The sequence below is a fragment of the Nostocoides sp. F2B08 genome (assembly GCF_009184895.1).
Lineage (GTDB): Bacteria > Actinomycetota > Actinomycetes > Actinomycetales > Dermatophilaceae > F2B08.
This window is the reverse complement of record NZ_WESE01000012.1, coordinates 1-15,831: the sequence shown is the minus strand read 5'-3', so window position 1 is coordinate 15,831 and position 15,831 is coordinate 1. Positions and strand designations below refer to the sequence as shown.

Genomic DNA, 15,831 nt, shown 5'->3' with positions numbered 1-15,831 from the left:
CGCCTGATGACCGTCTACGTCGACGACATGCTGCGCGACGCCGTCGTCCGCAACGGCGACCACACCGTCCGCGGTCGCTGGTCCCACCTCATGGCAGACACCACCAGCGAGCTACTCGACCTGGGTGACCACCTCGGACTGCACCGCGCCTGGCTCCAGAAGCCGGGCAGCCCCCTGGAGCACTTCGACATAACCGCCGGCAAGCGGCTGCGCGCGCTCGAGCTCGGCGCCGTGCCGATCACCTACGGCGAAGGCGGCCACCTGACCCGGGCCAAGCGCGTCGGCGTGCCCTTCGACCTTCAGCTCCTGCGCACCGACCCGCGCGCGTTCGAGGCCGCGATCGCCCTGCCCACCGCCACCGCCACCGTGACGAGTCCCGTGCGGGTCCGTCTCTCCCGCCGAGCAGGGTTCACCCTTCCGGCCAACACCGTCTCCGTCGCCGCTCCGACCCGCTGGGCCAACCCCTTCCGTCCCGCGGCTCGCACCCTCGAGGCCAATCAGGCCGCCGTTGAGCACTTCACCGCCTATCTACGCCGCAACCCAGCCCTCGTCGACCAGGCAGTCAAGGAGCTCTCCGGGCGCAACCTGGCCTGCTGGTGCGCCCTCAACCTGCCCTGCCACGCCGACATCTGGCTCGCATTAGTCAAACCCACCGCCTCGAAGTAGGGCGCCCGTGGTCAGTCCGAACCCGGACGGCGGACCCACCGGGACGGGCGGCATGGGGTGCCGGTCTTGTGGTGTGAACCTCGTTGCAGGGCAACGGTTGTCGGTTGGCGGTGGCAGGGTTGGTCGTACCAACCAATCACCGGACTGACCATCCGGACGACCCGAAAGGGGTGCTCCTTCATGAGCGACCTCGCCACCACTGTCACCGTGATCGACGCCTGCGGTCGTGCCGCTGTGCCGGTGCTGCTGCTCTCCGATCCCGGCATGGGCAAGTCCAGCCTGGTGCGGGGGATCGCCGCCGCCGAGGGGGTGCCGTGTGAAACGGTGCTCGGCTCGATCCGCGAACCGGCCGATGTGGCGGGCCTTCCGCTGGTCACCGAGGCTGGGGTGGTCCTGTCTCCGCCCGCGTTCGCTCGTCGGCTCGCGGCCGAAGGGGCGGGCTACTTGTTCCTCGATGAGTTGACGACCTGCCCTCCGGCTGTGCAGGCCGCGATGCTGGCTCTGGCGCTGGACCGGACCGTGGGTGACCTGACGCTGCCGGTGGGGGTGCGGGTTGTGGCCGGGGCCAACCCGCCTGACCGGGCTGCTGACGGGTGGGAGATTTCTCCGCCGCTGGCTAACCGCTTCGCGCACGTCGAGTTCCGGCCCTCGGTCGATGAGTGGTTGGACGGTATGACGGTCGGTTGGGGAGCGCCGCCTGCCTCACGGGCGATCACCGCCGACCCGACCCGGATCGAGGCGGTCAAGGCGATGGTGACCGGGTTCATCCGGCACAAGCCCGAGCACCTGCACACCTTCCCGCGCACCGCCGAGGCCACCGGCAAGCCGTGGCCCTCCCGGCGCACGTGGGCGATGCTGGCCGGCGCGCTGGCGAACGTGCGCGACGACGACGCTGCTGCCAGGCAGGGCATCACCTTTGGACTGGTGGGTGAGGGGGTCGGTGTCGAGTTCCTCACGTGGTGCGAGCAGGCCGACCTGCCCGACCCTGCCGCCGTGGTCGAGGACCCCTCGCTGGTGGACTGGAACGGCCGGCCCGACCGGGTGTGGGCGGTGCTGTCCTCGGTGGTCGGCTGGGCGGCAAGCGCCGGGACCGTCGATGCCTGGCGCAAGGCGTGGGGTCCGTTGCTGGCCGCTGCCGAGGCCGGGGCACCGGACGTATCCGCTGCCGCCGCCCGCCCGCTGGCCGCGTGCCGCCCCGCCTCGGCCCGCGTCCCCACCGCCGTGCGGGACCGCTTCGCCCCGGTGCTGGCCGCTGCTGGCCTGAGCGCGGTTGGTGCGGCATGAGCGTCCAGACGCGACCGCTGAGCCTGGATGAGTGGGAGGCGTTCCGCCTCGGGCGGCTCGTCGCGGCTGAGCGTGCCCCTTACTTCATGCACGCCTTGTTCGCCGCCGCCCCGGTGGCCGCGCCCGGTTTGGGTACCTTCGCCGTCGATGGGGGGTGGCGGCTCTATCTGGACCCCGATCTGCTGGTGGGAGAAGACCGATGGGACAGCGCCACGGTGGCCGCTGTACTGCTGCATGAGGTTGGGCATCTGCTGCGCGACCACGCGGGCCGTGCCGCCAACCTGCCCACCCCCCGGCATCAGCTCGCGTGGAATCTGGCGGGTGACGCCGAGATCAACGACGACCTGATTGCTGCCGGTGTCCCGCTGCCCGAGGGATGCGTGACCCCGACCGCGCTGGGCTGCCCTGACGGTGACCTTGCGGAGACGTACTACGCCGCACTGGTGCCACCCGAGGGTGACCCGGCCGGGTCGGGGCTGCCCGACGACGACTCGGCCGGGTGCGGTTCGGGGTCGGGATGCCCCCCGGTGCCCGGTGAACTGCCCTCCGGTGTCGGCCTTCCCGATGGGTCGGCCGAGCCGGTCAGCCCCGCAGAGGGCGACTTCGTACGGCGTCGGGTCGCCCACGACGTGCAGGCGATCGAGCAGGCCAAGGGCCGGGGCAGCATGCCCGGTGGGCTGACCCGTTGGGCCGCGACGGTGCTGGCACCCCCGACCGTTGTGTGGGACCGGGTGCTGCGCGCCGCCGTCCGCCGCGCCGTGGCCGACCGAGCGGGGCGGGTGGACTACACCTACAGCCGTCCCTCGCGACGACGCCTTCCCGGCATCATCAAGCCCGCGATGCGCGCTCCCTCGGTGATCGTCTCGGTCGTGGTGGACACCTCCGGCTCGATGAGCCAAGCCGACCTGGACGCCGCGATGGGCGAGGTTCACGGGGTGCTGCGATCCTCAGGGGTCGCCCGCGAGCACGTGCGGCTGCTGTCCTGCGATGCTGCCGCCACCACGGCACAGCGGGTCCGCTCGGCCACGTCCGTGCGCCTGAGCGGGGGAGGGGGCACCGATATGCGGATCGGCATTGCCGCCGCCGAGGCTGCCACCCCCGCACCGCACGTCGTCATCGTCCTGACCGATGGGGACACCCCGTGGCCGGACACCCCGACCCGCTCCCGGCTGGTCTGCGCGGTGATCAGTAACCGCGACCCGCACGGCACCCCCGAGTGGGCCACCACCGTGCACATTCCACCGGCCGCCTGACGCATCCGTGCGCGTCGGGTGTTGTCGGTGCTCCCGCCTACAGTGGCTCNCTGTTCTGCGTCTGAGTTCGTGAGACATCTGGGGGATTTAACTACCAGCCAGGGTGCGGCGTGGCGAGTCGATCAGGAGGTCGATGACCATGTCGGATCAGAGCATGTCGAAGAAGACGACAGCACGGAAGAAGAGGCGCGTGTTGGCGCCGTCTCAGAAGTACGAGATGTGGGTGGCGATGCTCACCGGGCAGGGCACCCAGCGCGAGATCGCGACCAAGTACGGGGTGGACCGCTCGGTGGTGGTCTCGGTGGCCAAGGCCGCCAAGACCGGGGCGTTGACGGCGTTGTCGGCCAAGCCCGGCCGTCCGGGGCTCTCACCGGAGCAGGCCGAGATCGTCGAGCTACGCGCCGAGGTCGAGCGACTCAAGGCGACGGTGACCGAGCAGGCTGTGGCGTTGTATCTGCACGAGGGAAAAGCGCGTTGGGACTGAGCGCCGGCCCGGTCCCGTCCCGGGTGGACGCTACCGTCAAGGCCGGCCTGCTCGACCTGATCGCTCACGCCGAGCGGGCGGGCTGGTCCACCCGCACGGCGTGCGCGCTGCTCGAGGTGGATCAGGACCGGGTCGCGCGGTGGCGGGCCCGCTACGCCCGATATGGTCGTGACGGGCTGGCCGACGCGGTCCCTGGCGGTGGGGCGGTGCACGGGATCCTGGAGCATGAGCGGGCCGCGATCATCGAGCTGCACGCTCAGTGGGGCGAGGTCGACCGTTCGCACCGCAAGCTCGCCCACCGCGGCTCACGGGAGCAGCTGGTGCATGTCTCACCGGCGACGGTGCGGCGGGTTCTGACCACGGAAGGGCTTGTGCTTCCTGGGAATCCGCCACGAGATCCGGCGCCGAAGCCGACCTGGCCGGACTGGCTGCAGTGGGCTCCGAACCGGATCTGGTGCTACGACTTCACGCACTTCACCCGGGCCAAGCGGTGCGCGGTCGCGGTCCTGGACGTGGTTTCGAAGTACTGGCTGGCCACCGTGGTCTCGGCCGAGGAGTCCTCCACCCAGGTCGAGGTGTGCTTCCTCGAAGCACTCTATGAGCAGGGCCTGATGGCTGCGGTCCAGGCCCGTGACGAGCAGGCCAGCAAGGTCCTGGTCGCTGCGCTGCGCAGCGGTGAGGCCGACGCCCTCGAGAAGGTCATCGCCGAGACCAACGAGGTACCGCTGCTGTTGACCGTCTCGGACAACGGACCCCAGATGAGGTCGCACTCCACCCGCGAGTTCCTCGCCGGGGTGTACATCGCTCAACGCTTCGGCCGGCCCGGCACCCCCACCGACCAGCCCTGGATCGAGTCCCTCTTCGGGCACGCCAAGACCGAGCACCCGCACCTGGAGAAGGTCACCGACCCCGGGGTGCTCGAGGCCGAGCTCACCCTCGTCAGGGACCGCTACAACACCATCCGCCTGCACGCCGGGATCGGGTACGTCACCCCCGAGGACGAGCACCACGGCCGAGGCGAGCAGATCCGCCAGGCACGACGTGACGGCCTGAGCGCCGCCCGCCAGAACAGGATCGACTACCGTCGATCCCAGCAAGGAAAACAACCATGACCAGGACCGGGCCTTGGTTGGGAATTAATCCCGCGGAATGTCTCAAAGACTCAGACACACCTCANGTCTGCGCGGTGATCAGTAACCGCGACCCGCACGGCACCCCCGAGTGGGCCACCACCGTGCACATTCCACCGGCCGCCTGACGCATCCGTGCGCGTCGGGTGTTGTCGGTGCTCCCGCCTACAGTGGCTCCCAACCAACCCATACAACGACTGACCATCGTTGAGCGAGATAGGCATTCATGCCATGAACACACTGGACCCGACGCTGCGTGAGCACGCCGAAAGGCTGCTCGTCGGCACCGACCTGACCGTCGATGACCTGCTCGTCGTCGCCACCGGCGCACTGCCGGCCTCAACCCCGGCCGCCTCCGCCGTCCGTGACGGCTGGAACGCTGCAGCCCCCCTGAGCGAGCCAGTGAGCCAGCCATGACCGCCGAATGGTTCGACCTGGGCCAGCGGCTGCGAGCCGCCCACAGCGGCCACCCGGTGCCGCGCCTGCTGCACGCACCACTGGCGAGCGTCCTTCACCCGGTCGCCGTGCGCGCCCGCCGTCGCGGAGACCAGGTGACAGTGGCCGCTACCAGCCCCGACCGTCGCCCCAGAACCGCGACCGGTCCCGCCGCGCTGGACCTGCTCGGCTCGCTGGGGGTCACCCTCGCGGCACCGTCCCCAGCCACCCTCATCACTGACGACCCGGCCACCTTGGGCAACCTCCACCGGCTGGCGCTGACCGCCGCCCCCGATACTGACGCCGACACCGTGGCCGCGCACATCGCCTGGTGGCGCGACCGGGCCGACTACCCAGCCGGTCGCGCCGTCGTGGACACCCTCGCAGCCTGCCGCACCCGGTGGACCCTCGGCGCTGCCCTTACCGCCGAACACCACCCCGGCCCGTGGCGTGCATGGCTCGGCATCCCCGACGACTCGGTGAGCGGACTGCTCGACCTGCATACCCTGCTCACCGCTGGCCCACCGCTGCCCTGGCTCGACGTGCTCGCCGAGGACGACGTGTGGTCCTACGGGCCAGCGCAGAGCGAGCACAGCGACGGTCTGGACTGGCGACGACCGGACACCACCAGCCGTGCAGCCCTCGGCCTGCGCTCCCGATGCGACGCCGCCGATCTGTACGCCGCCGCGCTACTGAACGACCCGATCTACCGCCGTCGTGCCGTCCACACCGGCCACGTCGTCACCGGCACCGCCAGCCCGCTGGGTGACAAGCTCAAGCGAGTCGAGGTCACCTGCACCCGGCTGGACTCACGGCTTCGCCCCGGCAACGCGCTCACCGGGTGGGTCGGCGGCCCGGAGACCAGCGCAGCACCGTTCACCGCTTCGGTATCCGCTGCGACCGTGCGCGCCGGGAACCTGATCCTCACCCTGAGCGGCACCACCGGGGCAGCCCCCCGTGACGGCGACCCGGTGACCCTGACCACAGCCCCGCCGTCCCCGCACCGACAGCGTGCCGGCCGCAAGACCTACCGCGCGCTCTACAGCGCCCGCCGCTCATGGCTGACCACCGGCCGCACCCCGACCGCCACCCGCCGCCCGGTCCCGCTCGACGTGCTCGTTGCCGGTGCCGAACCCCTCTGACCACGCCGGGTGTCGGTGCTCCCGCCTACTGTAACTCCCAACCAACCCATACAACGACTGACCATCGTTGAGCGAGATAGGCATTGCAAACCATGCGAACCATCCCCCGACCCACCATCCCGACCCCGCCGGGTAGCGCCCCTGACCTGCCCCCGTCCCCGCCGCTCAGCCGCCCTGAGCGCCACCCCGCAGCCGCGATCATGGACGACCCCACCACTGCTGGCGTCCTGCACTCAGCATGGTCCGGTGACCCGGCCGTCGTCGTCCCCAGCCCACCCGGTGCCGGAAAGACCCGCCTGGTCGCGCTGCTCGCGGCCACCCTCGCCAGTCGCGCCGACCTGCGCGTCGGGATCGCCGCACAGACCCGCGACCAAGCCGTCGAAATCGCCCGCCGCCTCGGCGCGCTCAACTTCCCCGCCCGCCTGATCTGGCCCGCCAACCAGCCGATGCCCGACCTCAGCAGCGGCACTGCCGCTGTCGTCACCGGCCGATCCGTGCGCTTCCCCAACTCCGGTGGGGGAGTGCTCATCGCCACCACCGCCCGCTGGACCTACGCCGACCCCACCGTCCTGGCCGCCGACGTCCTCGTGGTCGATGAGGCATGGCAGGCCACCTATGCAGACGTGGGCGCTCTTGGCGCGTTCGCCCCGCAGATCGTCTGTGTCGGTGACCCCGGCCAGATCGACCCCGTCGTCACCGGCCAGACCCGCCGCTGGGACGGCTCGCCCACCGGGCCGCACCTGCCCGCGCCAGCCGCCCTCATCGCGGCCCACGGCGATGCCGTCTCTGTGGTCACGCTGCGCCACACATGGCGGCTCGGCCCAGCCACCACCAGGCTGATCCAGCCCACCTTCTACCCGAGCCTGCCCTTCACCAGCCGCCGCCCACCAGAACACCTGAGCGGTCCTGACGGCACCCCACTGCCAGAGGTCACCGCACATCCCGTCACCGCCACGGCTGGCCCCGGCGACCCCGCCCTGACCGGTACCTGTGCCGACCTCACCCGAGCCCTGCTCGCCACCACCCTGACCACCGACGACGGCACCCGCCCCGTCACCCCCGCCGACCTCGCCGTCGTCGCCGCCCACGTCAGCCAAGCAGCCGCCGTGCGCGCCCTCCTCGCGGACCTGCCCGACGTGCTCGTGGGCACAGCGAACCAACTCCAAGGCATGGAGCGACCCGCCGCCGTCGTTCTGCACCCCCTTGCCGGATACCGCGACCCCACCGCCTTCGGCACAGCCCTCGGCCGAGCCTGCGTCATGCTCTCCCGCCACCGCGCCCACCTGACCGTCGTCACCGACACAGCCACCCCGTCCGTCCTTCGCGGTCCCGACCCCGACCCGGCCACCCGTACCCACCGCGACCTGCTCGACGCGCTACTCACCTGACCAGACCCCCTCGCCGCCGCACGGCAGGACCCACTGGCCCAGGCACCCCATGCCGCCTGGCCCAGTGGGTCCTGCCGCGAGCTCGCACCGTGCGGCAACGCCAGGAGTGGCCGGGCGCACAACGCGCCGCCCTTCCGGATCAACCGGTCACCGTCGTTGCTGTGGAGAAGGAACGGCACCTGATGACCGCCCCCCCGTCACCACGCCGCCATTGAGGAACCTTCCCTCGGTGTGAAGAGCATCCATCGCCTGCGCCGAAAGGTCCGCACCGTGAGGACACGCAGCTGGGCCCGCTCCCGGCTCCGTCTCCAAGATGCCGTGATCCTGGACACCGAGACCACCGATCTGTTCGGAGAGGTCATCCAGGTCAGCGTCATAGACCTCTCCGGCAATGTCCTGCTCAGCACCCTCGTGCGTCCCTCCACGACGGTCAGTTCCGCAGCCGCGGCGGTGCACGGAATCCGCGACGAGGACCTTCTCGAGGCACCGTCCCTGCAGGACATCGCCGGCCAGCTGCTAGAAGTCACCCACGGTCGCCAGCTGCTGGCCTACAACGCGACCTACGACCGCCAGGTTCTCGCTGCCGGTCTAGGCGACGCCGGCGTGAACCCCGAGCACCTGGCCGACGGCACGAACTGGGTGTGCCTGATGCGGGCCCGCTCCCTTGTCGAAGGCCGCGGCTGGGTCGCCCTCGGCGGTCCGCACCACGCGCTGGGGGACTGCCTGGCCGCCCTCGAGGTTCTCCAAGGTATCGCCGGGCGCCCCGCATGATGGGCTACAACCACGTCAGCTGCGGTCTGGTGGCCGGCATCGCGACCCTGCCGATCGCCCCGATCGCCGGCCCGGCGGCCCAGACTGCATGGGTGCTCGCCCTGGGCGGCGCCAGCCTCCTGCCAGACCTGGACACCACCGGTTCTACGGCCGCCCGGATGTGGGGCCCGCTCACCCGCTCCCTGGGTGCCCTTATCGGCACCCTCGCCCAAGGCCACCGCCAGGGAACCCACGATCTCCTTCTGGCACCGATCGCTTTCGCCGGGGTGGCCCTGCTGGCCTCTCTCCACCCGGTCACCGCCGGCATAGTCCTGGCCGTGACCATCGGACTCTCCCTGCGCGGGCTCGCCTTGGCCGGTGTCGGCCGCATCGGAGCTCTCGCCAACCTGATCGTCTCCGCGCTCGGCGCCGTGGCCCTGGTGGCGTCCGGGGCTCACCAGGTCACGCTCCTACCTCTGGTTCTTGCGGCCGGTGTCCTCATTCACATCGCGGGGGACTGGCTCACCGATGAGGGAATCCCCACCCCCATCGCCTGGATCTTCGGCCACCGCGGCCGACTCAGTTTCGGCCTGTTCGGCGTCAACGGCCCCCTCGAACGTGCCGTGATCGCCCCGGTGCTCTCGCTCGCTGGAGTCCTGCTGCTCGCCGCCCACTTCGACATCCATGACGTCGAATCGTTGGTGAGATGGTTCGCCACCCAGCTGAACCGCCTTCCCCCGCCCTTCAACCCGACCGCGTAGACCCCGTCCCGGTCAGGTCTCCACGCGGCACGACATCTGGTGAACCGGTCCCCACCAGGCCATGGCCATGCGCATCCGCGACGTCCCGCGGACCCACAAGCCACCTTTATCTGTCAGCGACGACCGGTAGCGTCGAAGACACCAACCACATCACCGGCCTGACCAGCTGGCCCCCACTGCGGGAGAGATCCGACATGAACCACCCCAACCCAGTCCTGTCCACCGACCAGCTCTACGTGGCCTACGACCAGTACGTGTGCAATGAGTGCGCCGGGATGACAGCCGAGTACACCGGTGTCACCATCGGCGGCTACCGACTGACCGCCGTCACCGCCGACGTCGTGGTCGAGTGGGCCGGCTACGGCCTCGGCCCGTTGACCTGTGAGTGCCGCCGTCTCGAGGCCGTCCTGGACGACCACCAGCGCCTACAGATCCGCCCGGCCACCCCCGCGCCGTGCCCGGCGGTGACCGAACGGTCCACGCCTTCCGAGACGCTGGAGGCCTTCCCTGTCACGGCCATGAACCTGCACGACGTCCTCGAGGACATCCGCCTCCTGCTCGGAGGCGAGAACGACGTCGACGGCATCACCGCGACCACCGGCCACCACCCCGCCTTCGACCAGCAGTGCGCCGGCCCGGGCAAGGGAGCCGTCCTCATCACCTTCACCGACGCCGGCGGCCGCAACCGCATCGCCGAGGTCGAACTCACCGCCAGGTGGCGAGAAGACGGCTGCGACCACACCCAAACCCGCGCCGGCGCGCTCGGCGAGGAGTGCACCGACTGCGGAATGCTCACCTCCCCCAACGAGGTGACCGCATGGTGCCCCGAGTGCGGTTCCCCGGTCACCGACGAGACCACCTACTTCGGGGTTCACACAGCCTCATGCGCCCTGGTCATGTGCCAGTGCGAGCACGCCGACCACCAGCACCCGCCCGTCAGCCACCCCTACCTCGGTACGCGCGCCGGCGCCCGCCGTGCACAGCACGTCGGCCTGGTCTGTGACGAGTGCGCAACCGGCCACCTCGCCGACTACCTCCTCGCTGACAACGGGGGAGAGGAGCAGTCGCGATGAACATTGGGGAAGCCAGCGCTGTCACCACACTCGTCCAGCACTTCACCGACGGTGCACAGCCGGACGACTGCGCCGACGAGGTCGTCCTGGCCGTCGTCGACCTCAACGCCCGGGCTCGCAAAGCACTCAGTGCCGGCGCCGTGCTCCCGACCCTCTGGTTGACCCGAAGAGACGAGATTCTCGCCGAACGCCGAGCCCAGCAGCGCCGATCAACAACCCCACGCAGGCCCACGTGAGCAACCCGCCCGTGCAGCTGCGTCACCCCTACCTCGGTGACGGCGCCGACGGTGCCCGCCGATCGGCCCAGATCGACCTGGAAGAGGCCGACTGCCTCCCTCCCGGCGAGCAGCGCGACGACTGCCTGCTTTCGGCGAAGCGATGGATTCTGCAGGCCGAGCACCTCGAGGAGGAGATAGAGGGACGCCAAGGCCCATAGGCAGAACTCGTCGTCACCCGCGGCACCCCTTTGCACCTTCCCCAGTGATGGTGAGCGCACACGGTGCGCTCGCTGCCAGAAAGGAGGTGTCCCACCCATGATGACGACCGTCAACGCCCACTCAGACATCTGGGTCCACGACTACACCACCACGACCGGTGTCGAGGTGGCCGGCCACTGGCGCAAACGGCGAGCTGAAGCGTCCCCGTCCGCCGGTGACAGCCCAGAGCGCCTGGCTGCCGGCGAGGCAGGGGATCCCCCGCCGCCCAGCGTGCCCACCTCGGCGCGCAGTGCGTCCCACTCCAGCCCTTCGACCGCGCCGTCCACTCCCTGCCCGCCACCCGCCGCGACCCGCACCGCCCGCCTGGAGGCTGCCGAGACGCGCTACAAGGCAGCCATGGTCGCCGCCGGCATCAGCACCCTGAGGCACCGCCGCGGCGAGGACTGTGACCTGCAATCCACGATCCAAGAGCGCTCTGACGCCAAAGCCGAGCTTCAGGCGGCCCGAGCCGAGCTCGAGCAGCCCCCCGACCCGCAGACACCGCCCCCGTCCTCATCACCGAACGACCCCGGCGCCGTCCTCGAGGTTGCCGCCGCCAGCTCGGGTGCCGATCGGTGCCCGGGCTGCGGCCAGTTCCGCTCCGAGGACCATCAGTGCCCAACACCGGCTGGCCTGCCCGCCGGCGACTACGCCGGCCTGAAGGGAGACGAGCGCGTCAAGGCGATGGTCGCTGACCTCGAGTCCTCGGTGAAGGCCATTGTTGAGTCCGGCCAGCTGCACCGCTGGCTCAACGCCATGGCCAGTAACGGCCTGAGCCGCTGGAGCGCCAACAACCGCCTCCTAGCAGCAGTGCAGATGTTCCAGCGTGGGGAGTCCCTCGACGAGCTGCACATGATGGGTTTCCGGCAGTGGGAGAAGTGGAACCGGAAGGTATCCAAGGGCGCCAAGGCCGTCTGGATCCTCGCGCCGATCACCCGGAAGGTGGTCGACGAGGACGAGAACGGCAACAGCACCGAGAAGCACCGGGTAGTCGGCTTCAAGGGCGTGCCTGTCTTCAACGTCTCCGACACTCACGGCGAGCCACTGCCGTCCTCCCCGACCCGACCCGCTCCCGGCAAGGCCTCACCCGGCACGCTCGAGGGCCTGCGCGACCGCGTGGGGCAGGCCGGCTACTCCTACGAGGAGACCGAGATCCCCGACTGTCGCCCGCAGACCGGCGAAGGCACCCTGGGCTACACCGACCCCCAGAACAAGCGGATCGTCGTCGACGCCCGACTCAACGAGGCCCAGAAAGCCTCAACGATCGCCCACGAGCTCGGCCACGTCCACTGCGGCCACGTCGACCGCGACTACAGCGAGTACCGACAGCACCGCGGACAGATGGAGACCGAGGCTGAAATGACCGCCTACCTAGTGAACCGCTCAAGAGGGATGACCAGAGACCAGGTCGACGCCTTCAGCCCCGGATACATCGCCGGCTGGTCGCGCGGCAACCCCGCCGTGATGCACCAGGCCGTCGACAAGGCCACCCGCGCGTTCAACAAGATCACCGAGGGCACCTGGCCCGATACGAAAGGAAACTGACCGATGAACACCCGTCACATCGCCGACGTCACAGATCCCGTCACCGGCACCATCACCACCCTCACCGCCACCACGGCCGCCGACCTCGACCAGCTCGTCGACACCCACCTCGAGCAGCACTACCCCATAGCCCCGGACGAGGACCCTGAACCTGCCGGCATGGGGTGACCAGGGGGCCGAAGCGTCCCGGCAGGGGAGCCATCGGACCGGTGGTGGCAGGTAGCGTCGAAGACACCACCCACCCCGAGCCGGCTGACCATCGGCTCCTGACTCCGCGAGGAGACGACCACACATGGGCGACCGCACCTACTACCGTCTGGCACTACCTGCTGACCTCGACCGCGAGGCCATCCGAATGGCCTCGATCGCGTTCACCGACGATCCCTGGACCGACCAGGACGTGACCCGCCTGCTGGACTACGCCCGTCCCAACCAGGTGCTCTGGGTCGACATCGAAGAGCGCTCTGTTGGCGAGTGCCGCGCCGCCGCCGAGGCAGTCCTGACCGCCCTGCACGAAGAAGGCCAGGACGTCGCCTTCGCCGTCACGGAAGATCCGAAGTACGAGTTTCTAGGGACACTGTGCCGCTACCAGCCCGGCGGCAAAGGCATGCACGAGGTCGCCTGCGACGCCAACGCCCAAGCAGTCCTGACCGACTCAGCTCTCACCGCACTGCTCCGCGAGTGCACCGGCCCCGCCACGATCCTCGCCAAGATCACCGCCATCCTCGGCCTGGACTGGCAAACGCCCGCGGCGGTCTGAACACAGCCGCCAGGGGAGGGCCCTTCCGGTGTGACCCACCGAGGCAGCCGGCATGGGGTGCCTTGGTGGGTCGATGGAGGGTGTCTGCGGGTCCGTTCTGTCGGTGGTGGCCGATAGCGTCGAAGACACCACCCACCCCGAGCCGGCTGACCATCGGCTCCTGACTCCGCAAGGAGACGATCCATGACCACCACCGCCACCCGCCGGCAGACCAGCGACGAGAAGACCCCGAGCACCGGTGCTTTCACCGTCGCCCACAGCGACCTCGTGGACGCGCTGAAGACGCTCGCGCTGCCCGCCACCGGCCGCAAACAGCTGCCCGTCTTCAGTCGTGCTCTGGCCACCGTGCGCCCCGGCCAGGTCGAGCTCACAACCTTCGACTTCGACGTCGCGGCAACCGTCACCCTGCCCGCCACTGGCACGACCACCGGTCGCATGCTGCTGGACCACCCCAGCCTCACCAAGGTCCTCTCCGCCGCAGTCAAGGGCACCACCAAGGCGATCGCCGACCGCCTCGACGTCACGGTCACCACCCCCGACCACACCCCTGTCGTGCACATCGGCGGCTACAGCCTGCCTCTGGACGACACCATCGCCGTCGACACCTTCCCCCACCTCCCGCTGACCACAGCCCCCACCTACGTCGCCGCCCGCGAGATCTTCAGCACGCTCGTCGAGCGCGTCACTCCCGCGGCGGACCGCGGGATCACCCTGCCGATCCTGACCGGCATCAACACCGTCCTCGACAAGGGATCAATGACCCTGACCGCTACGGACCGCTACCGCCTGGCCTCCGGCACGATCCCCGTCAACGGCACCACAACCGAGAAGGTGCTCATCCCCGCGTCCGTCCTGGCGAAACTGCTCCCCAGGCTCACCAGCGCCCAGGTGCGACTGGGCGTCGACGTCATCGCCGGGACCACCTGGTTCACCCTGGCCGACGACACCACTACCGTTCAGATCCGCACCCTCGACGGCGAGTACCCCACTGTCTCCTCGATCCTGGAGCAGACACCAACCCGTACCGTCACGGTCCCGCGTTCCCAGCTCTTGCAGGCAGCCACCCGCGCGGCATCACTCACCGCGGCCGTCACGACGTCCAAGAACAGTCCGGTGACACTCACGGTCACTAGCGATGCGCTGACGCTCGCCCCCGCCACCCACGGCGACCCCACCAAGGTCACCGCACCCGCCCTGCAGGCCACCGTCACCGGCGAGACCGACGTCTGGACCACCGGCGCCAACCCGGCCTTCCTCCTCGCCGCGATCGCCACCCTGACCGCGGATGAGGTCACCCTCCACCTCACCGACCCCAGCCGACCAATGGTCCTCACCGACGCTGGCGACATCGACTACCGGCACGTTCTCATGCCCGTCCGCCTTGCCAGCTAGCCCAACTCGAAGGGTCCTCCCCGGGTACAGCCGCCAGGGGAGGGCCCTTCCGGTGTGACCCACCGAGGCAGCCGGCATGGGGTGCCTTGGTGGGTCGATGGAGGGTGTCTGCGGGTCCGTTCTGTCGGTGGTGGCCGATAGCGTCGAAGACACCACCCACCCCGAGCCGGCTGACCATCGGCTCCTGACTCCGCAAGGAGACGATCCATGTCCAGCACCCCCACGATCCGCATCAGCGGGCCAGAGTCCCTGCTCTCGGCACTGCCTCACCTGCTCGGCTACCAGCCCAGCGACTCAGTGCTCGGCATCGCCCTGCATGACCAACGGCTAGGGATGGTCGAGAGGATCGACATCCCACCCGCCGACGAGCTCGATGGCATGCTCGCAGCCACCGTCCCCCCGATGCTTCGCCAGCAGCCAACCGCTGTTCTCGTCATCGGTTACGAAACAGTAACGGGCAGCGCTGAGAAGGCGGTGAATGCGTTTGCCTCGACGCTGGCCGCAGCGGGCCTGGGCGTGCCCACGCCGGTACTCGTCACGCCCACAGGGTGGCGCCACCTGAGCTGCACCTGCTGCCCCACGGAGGGCAACCCGCTCCCGGCTGCCGAGCACCCCGTAGGACTCGAGATGAGCGTGGCTACCGGCTCGGCGCCCGCGACCTCCCGCGAGGACCTCGCACAGCGCCTTACACCCACCAAGCACGCCGAGGCGGTCGGGGCTGAGTGCGAGCGCGTCACCGGCGAGAGGGCCGAGGACGTACACGCTGCCGCACTCGCGTGGGGCCGGGTCGTCACGTCCGGGTCAGCCGTGCCGGACCTGCCGCCTCACGTCCTCGCACTCGCGGCCGTGGCCCTGACCCGCAACACCGTCACCGAGTTCCGTGACGCGCTGTTGTGCCACCTCTGCCCCGGCACGATGCCCTCAGATCAACTTGACCAGGACACGGTGGAGGCAATCCGGTCCAGCGTGACGATCGACCCCGCGCAGGCCCCGGCGCGCACTCTCGACCGGCTCGTCCAGACCGCTGCCAGCCTTCCGGACTGCCACGCCGTGCCCACGCTGACCGTGGTGGCGAACTATGCATGGTGGTGCGGTGACGGGACCATCGCCCGGCTCGCCCTCGACCGGGCACTCAGCATCGACCCGGACTATCGCCTCGCTGCCCTGCTGTCCCGTGTGGTCGATCTGGGCATACGGCTCACCCGCTAGGCCGGTGGGCCAAGGGGGGTGGCGGGGGGGGGCCGGGCAACGCCCGGCCCCCGCCACCCGCCACCTTGAGGCGCGCAGCGCCG

18 protein-coding genes are annotated in these 15,831 nt (G+C 70.0%); all 18 read left to right on the top strand.

Going from position 1 to position 15,831, the window contains the following annotated elements; translation table 11 throughout:
* Positions 1 to 6: 6 nt before the first annotated feature.
* Complete coding sequence (locus GA707_RS21415; protein ID WP_226963945.1) at positions 7 to 666, top strand: DUF4031 domain-containing protein; 660 nt, start codon at positions 7 to 9, stop codon at positions 664 to 666.
* A gap of 180 nt (positions 667 to 846) precedes the next feature.
* Positions 847 to 1,950 (top strand): AAA family ATPase, encoded by a 1,104-nt coding sequence (locus GA707_RS18590; protein ID WP_152179961.1) that lies wholly within the window; start codon positions 847 to 849, stop codon positions 1,948 to 1,950.
* Positions 1,947 to 3,203 (top strand): VWA-like domain-containing protein, encoded by a 1,257-nt coding sequence (locus GA707_RS18585; RefSeq protein WP_152179960.1) that lies wholly within the window; start codon positions 1,947 to 1,949, stop codon positions 3,201 to 3,203. The genes GA707_RS18590 and GA707_RS18585 overlap by 4 nt, the downstream gene beginning before the upstream one ends.
* A 154-nt stretch (positions 3,204 to 3,357) precedes the next feature.
* Entirely contained in the window at positions 3,358 to 3,687 is a 330-nt protein-coding gene (locus GA707_RS18580) for a hypothetical protein (protein ID WP_226963944.1), read from the top strand.
* Positions 3,678 to 4,799: an integrase core domain-containing protein gene (locus tag GA707_RS18575; RefSeq protein WP_152179959.1), complete on the top strand. Its 1,122-nt coding sequence runs from the start codon at positions 3,678 to 3,680 to the stop codon at positions 4,797 to 4,799. The genes GA707_RS18580 and GA707_RS18575 overlap by 10 nt, the downstream gene beginning before the upstream one ends.
* A gap of 249 nt (positions 4,800 to 5,048) precedes the next feature.
* Positions 5,049 to 5,234 (top strand): hypothetical protein, encoded by a 186-nt coding sequence (locus GA707_RS18570; RefSeq protein ID WP_152179958.1) that lies wholly within the window; start codon positions 5,049 to 5,051, stop codon positions 5,232 to 5,234.
* Complete coding sequence (locus GA707_RS18565) at positions 5,231 to 6,394, top strand: hypothetical protein (RefSeq protein ID WP_152179957.1); 1,164 nt, start codon at positions 5,231 to 5,233, stop codon at positions 6,392 to 6,394. The genes GA707_RS18570 and GA707_RS18565 overlap by 4 nt, the downstream gene beginning before the upstream one ends.
* A 92-nt stretch (positions 6,395 to 6,486) precedes the next feature.
* Positions 6,487 to 7,782: an AAA family ATPase gene (locus GA707_RS18560; protein ID WP_152179956.1), complete on the top strand. Its 1,296-nt coding sequence runs from the start codon at positions 6,487 to 6,489 to the stop codon at positions 7,780 to 7,782.
* A 270-nt stretch (positions 7,783 to 8,052) separates the two neighbouring features.
* A complete protein-coding gene (locus GA707_RS18555; protein WP_193315416.1) occupies positions 8,053 to 8,553 on the top strand; it encodes a 3'-5' exonuclease in 501 nt (166 codons plus the stop codon).
* Entirely contained in the window at positions 8,550 to 9,293 is a 744-nt protein-coding gene (locus tag GA707_RS18550) for a metal-dependent hydrolase (protein ID WP_152179954.1), read from the top strand. The genes GA707_RS18555 and GA707_RS18550 overlap by 4 nt, the downstream gene beginning before the upstream one ends.
* A gap of 194 nt (positions 9,294 to 9,487) precedes the next feature.
* Positions 9,488 to 10,366: a hypothetical protein gene (locus GA707_RS18545; protein ID WP_152179953.1), complete on the top strand. Its 879-nt coding sequence runs from the start codon at positions 9,488 to 9,490 to the stop codon at positions 10,364 to 10,366.
* Entirely contained in the window at positions 10,363 to 10,602 is a 240-nt protein-coding gene (locus GA707_RS18540; protein ID WP_152179952.1) for a hypothetical protein, read from the top strand. Before GA707_RS18545 ends, GA707_RS18540 begins: the two co-directional genes overlap by 4 nt.
* Positions 10,599 to 10,802, top strand: coding sequence for a hypothetical protein (locus GA707_RS18535; RefSeq protein ID WP_152179951.1), 204 nt, complete (start codon positions 10,599 to 10,601; stop codon positions 10,800 to 10,802). The genes GA707_RS18540 and GA707_RS18535 overlap by 4 nt, the downstream gene beginning before the upstream one ends.
* A 97-nt stretch (positions 10,803 to 10,899) precedes the next feature.
* Positions 10,900 to 12,387: an ImmA/IrrE family metallo-endopeptidase gene (locus tag GA707_RS18530; RefSeq protein ID WP_152179950.1), complete on the top strand. Its 1,488-nt coding sequence runs from the start codon at positions 10,900 to 10,902 to the stop codon at positions 12,385 to 12,387.
* A 3-nt stretch (positions 12,388 to 12,390) separates the two neighbouring features.
* The gene (locus GA707_RS20965) at positions 12,391 to 12,555 is read left to right on the top strand and encodes a hypothetical protein (protein ID WP_193315415.1); all 165 of its coding nucleotides are present in this window, start codon (positions 12,391 to 12,393) and stop codon (positions 12,553 to 12,555) included.
* 124 nt (positions 12,556 to 12,679) lie between these two features.
* Positions 12,680 to 13,147, top strand: coding sequence for a DUF3145 family protein (locus GA707_RS18525; RefSeq protein ID WP_152179949.1), 468 nt, complete (start codon positions 12,680 to 12,682; stop codon positions 13,145 to 13,147).
* Positions 13,148 to 13,330: 183 nt separating this feature from the next.
* Positions 13,331 to 14,539, top strand: a complete 1,209-nt coding sequence (dnaN, locus tag GA707_RS18520) for a DNA polymerase III subunit beta (protein WP_152179948.1) — start codon at positions 13,331 to 13,333, stop codon at positions 14,537 to 14,539.
* Between the two features lie 207 nt (positions 14,540 to 14,746).
* Entirely contained in the window at positions 14,747 to 15,748 is a 1,002-nt protein-coding gene (locus tag GA707_RS18515) for a DUF4192 domain-containing protein (protein WP_152179947.1), read from the top strand.
* Positions 15,749 to 15,831 lie beyond the last annotated feature (83 nt).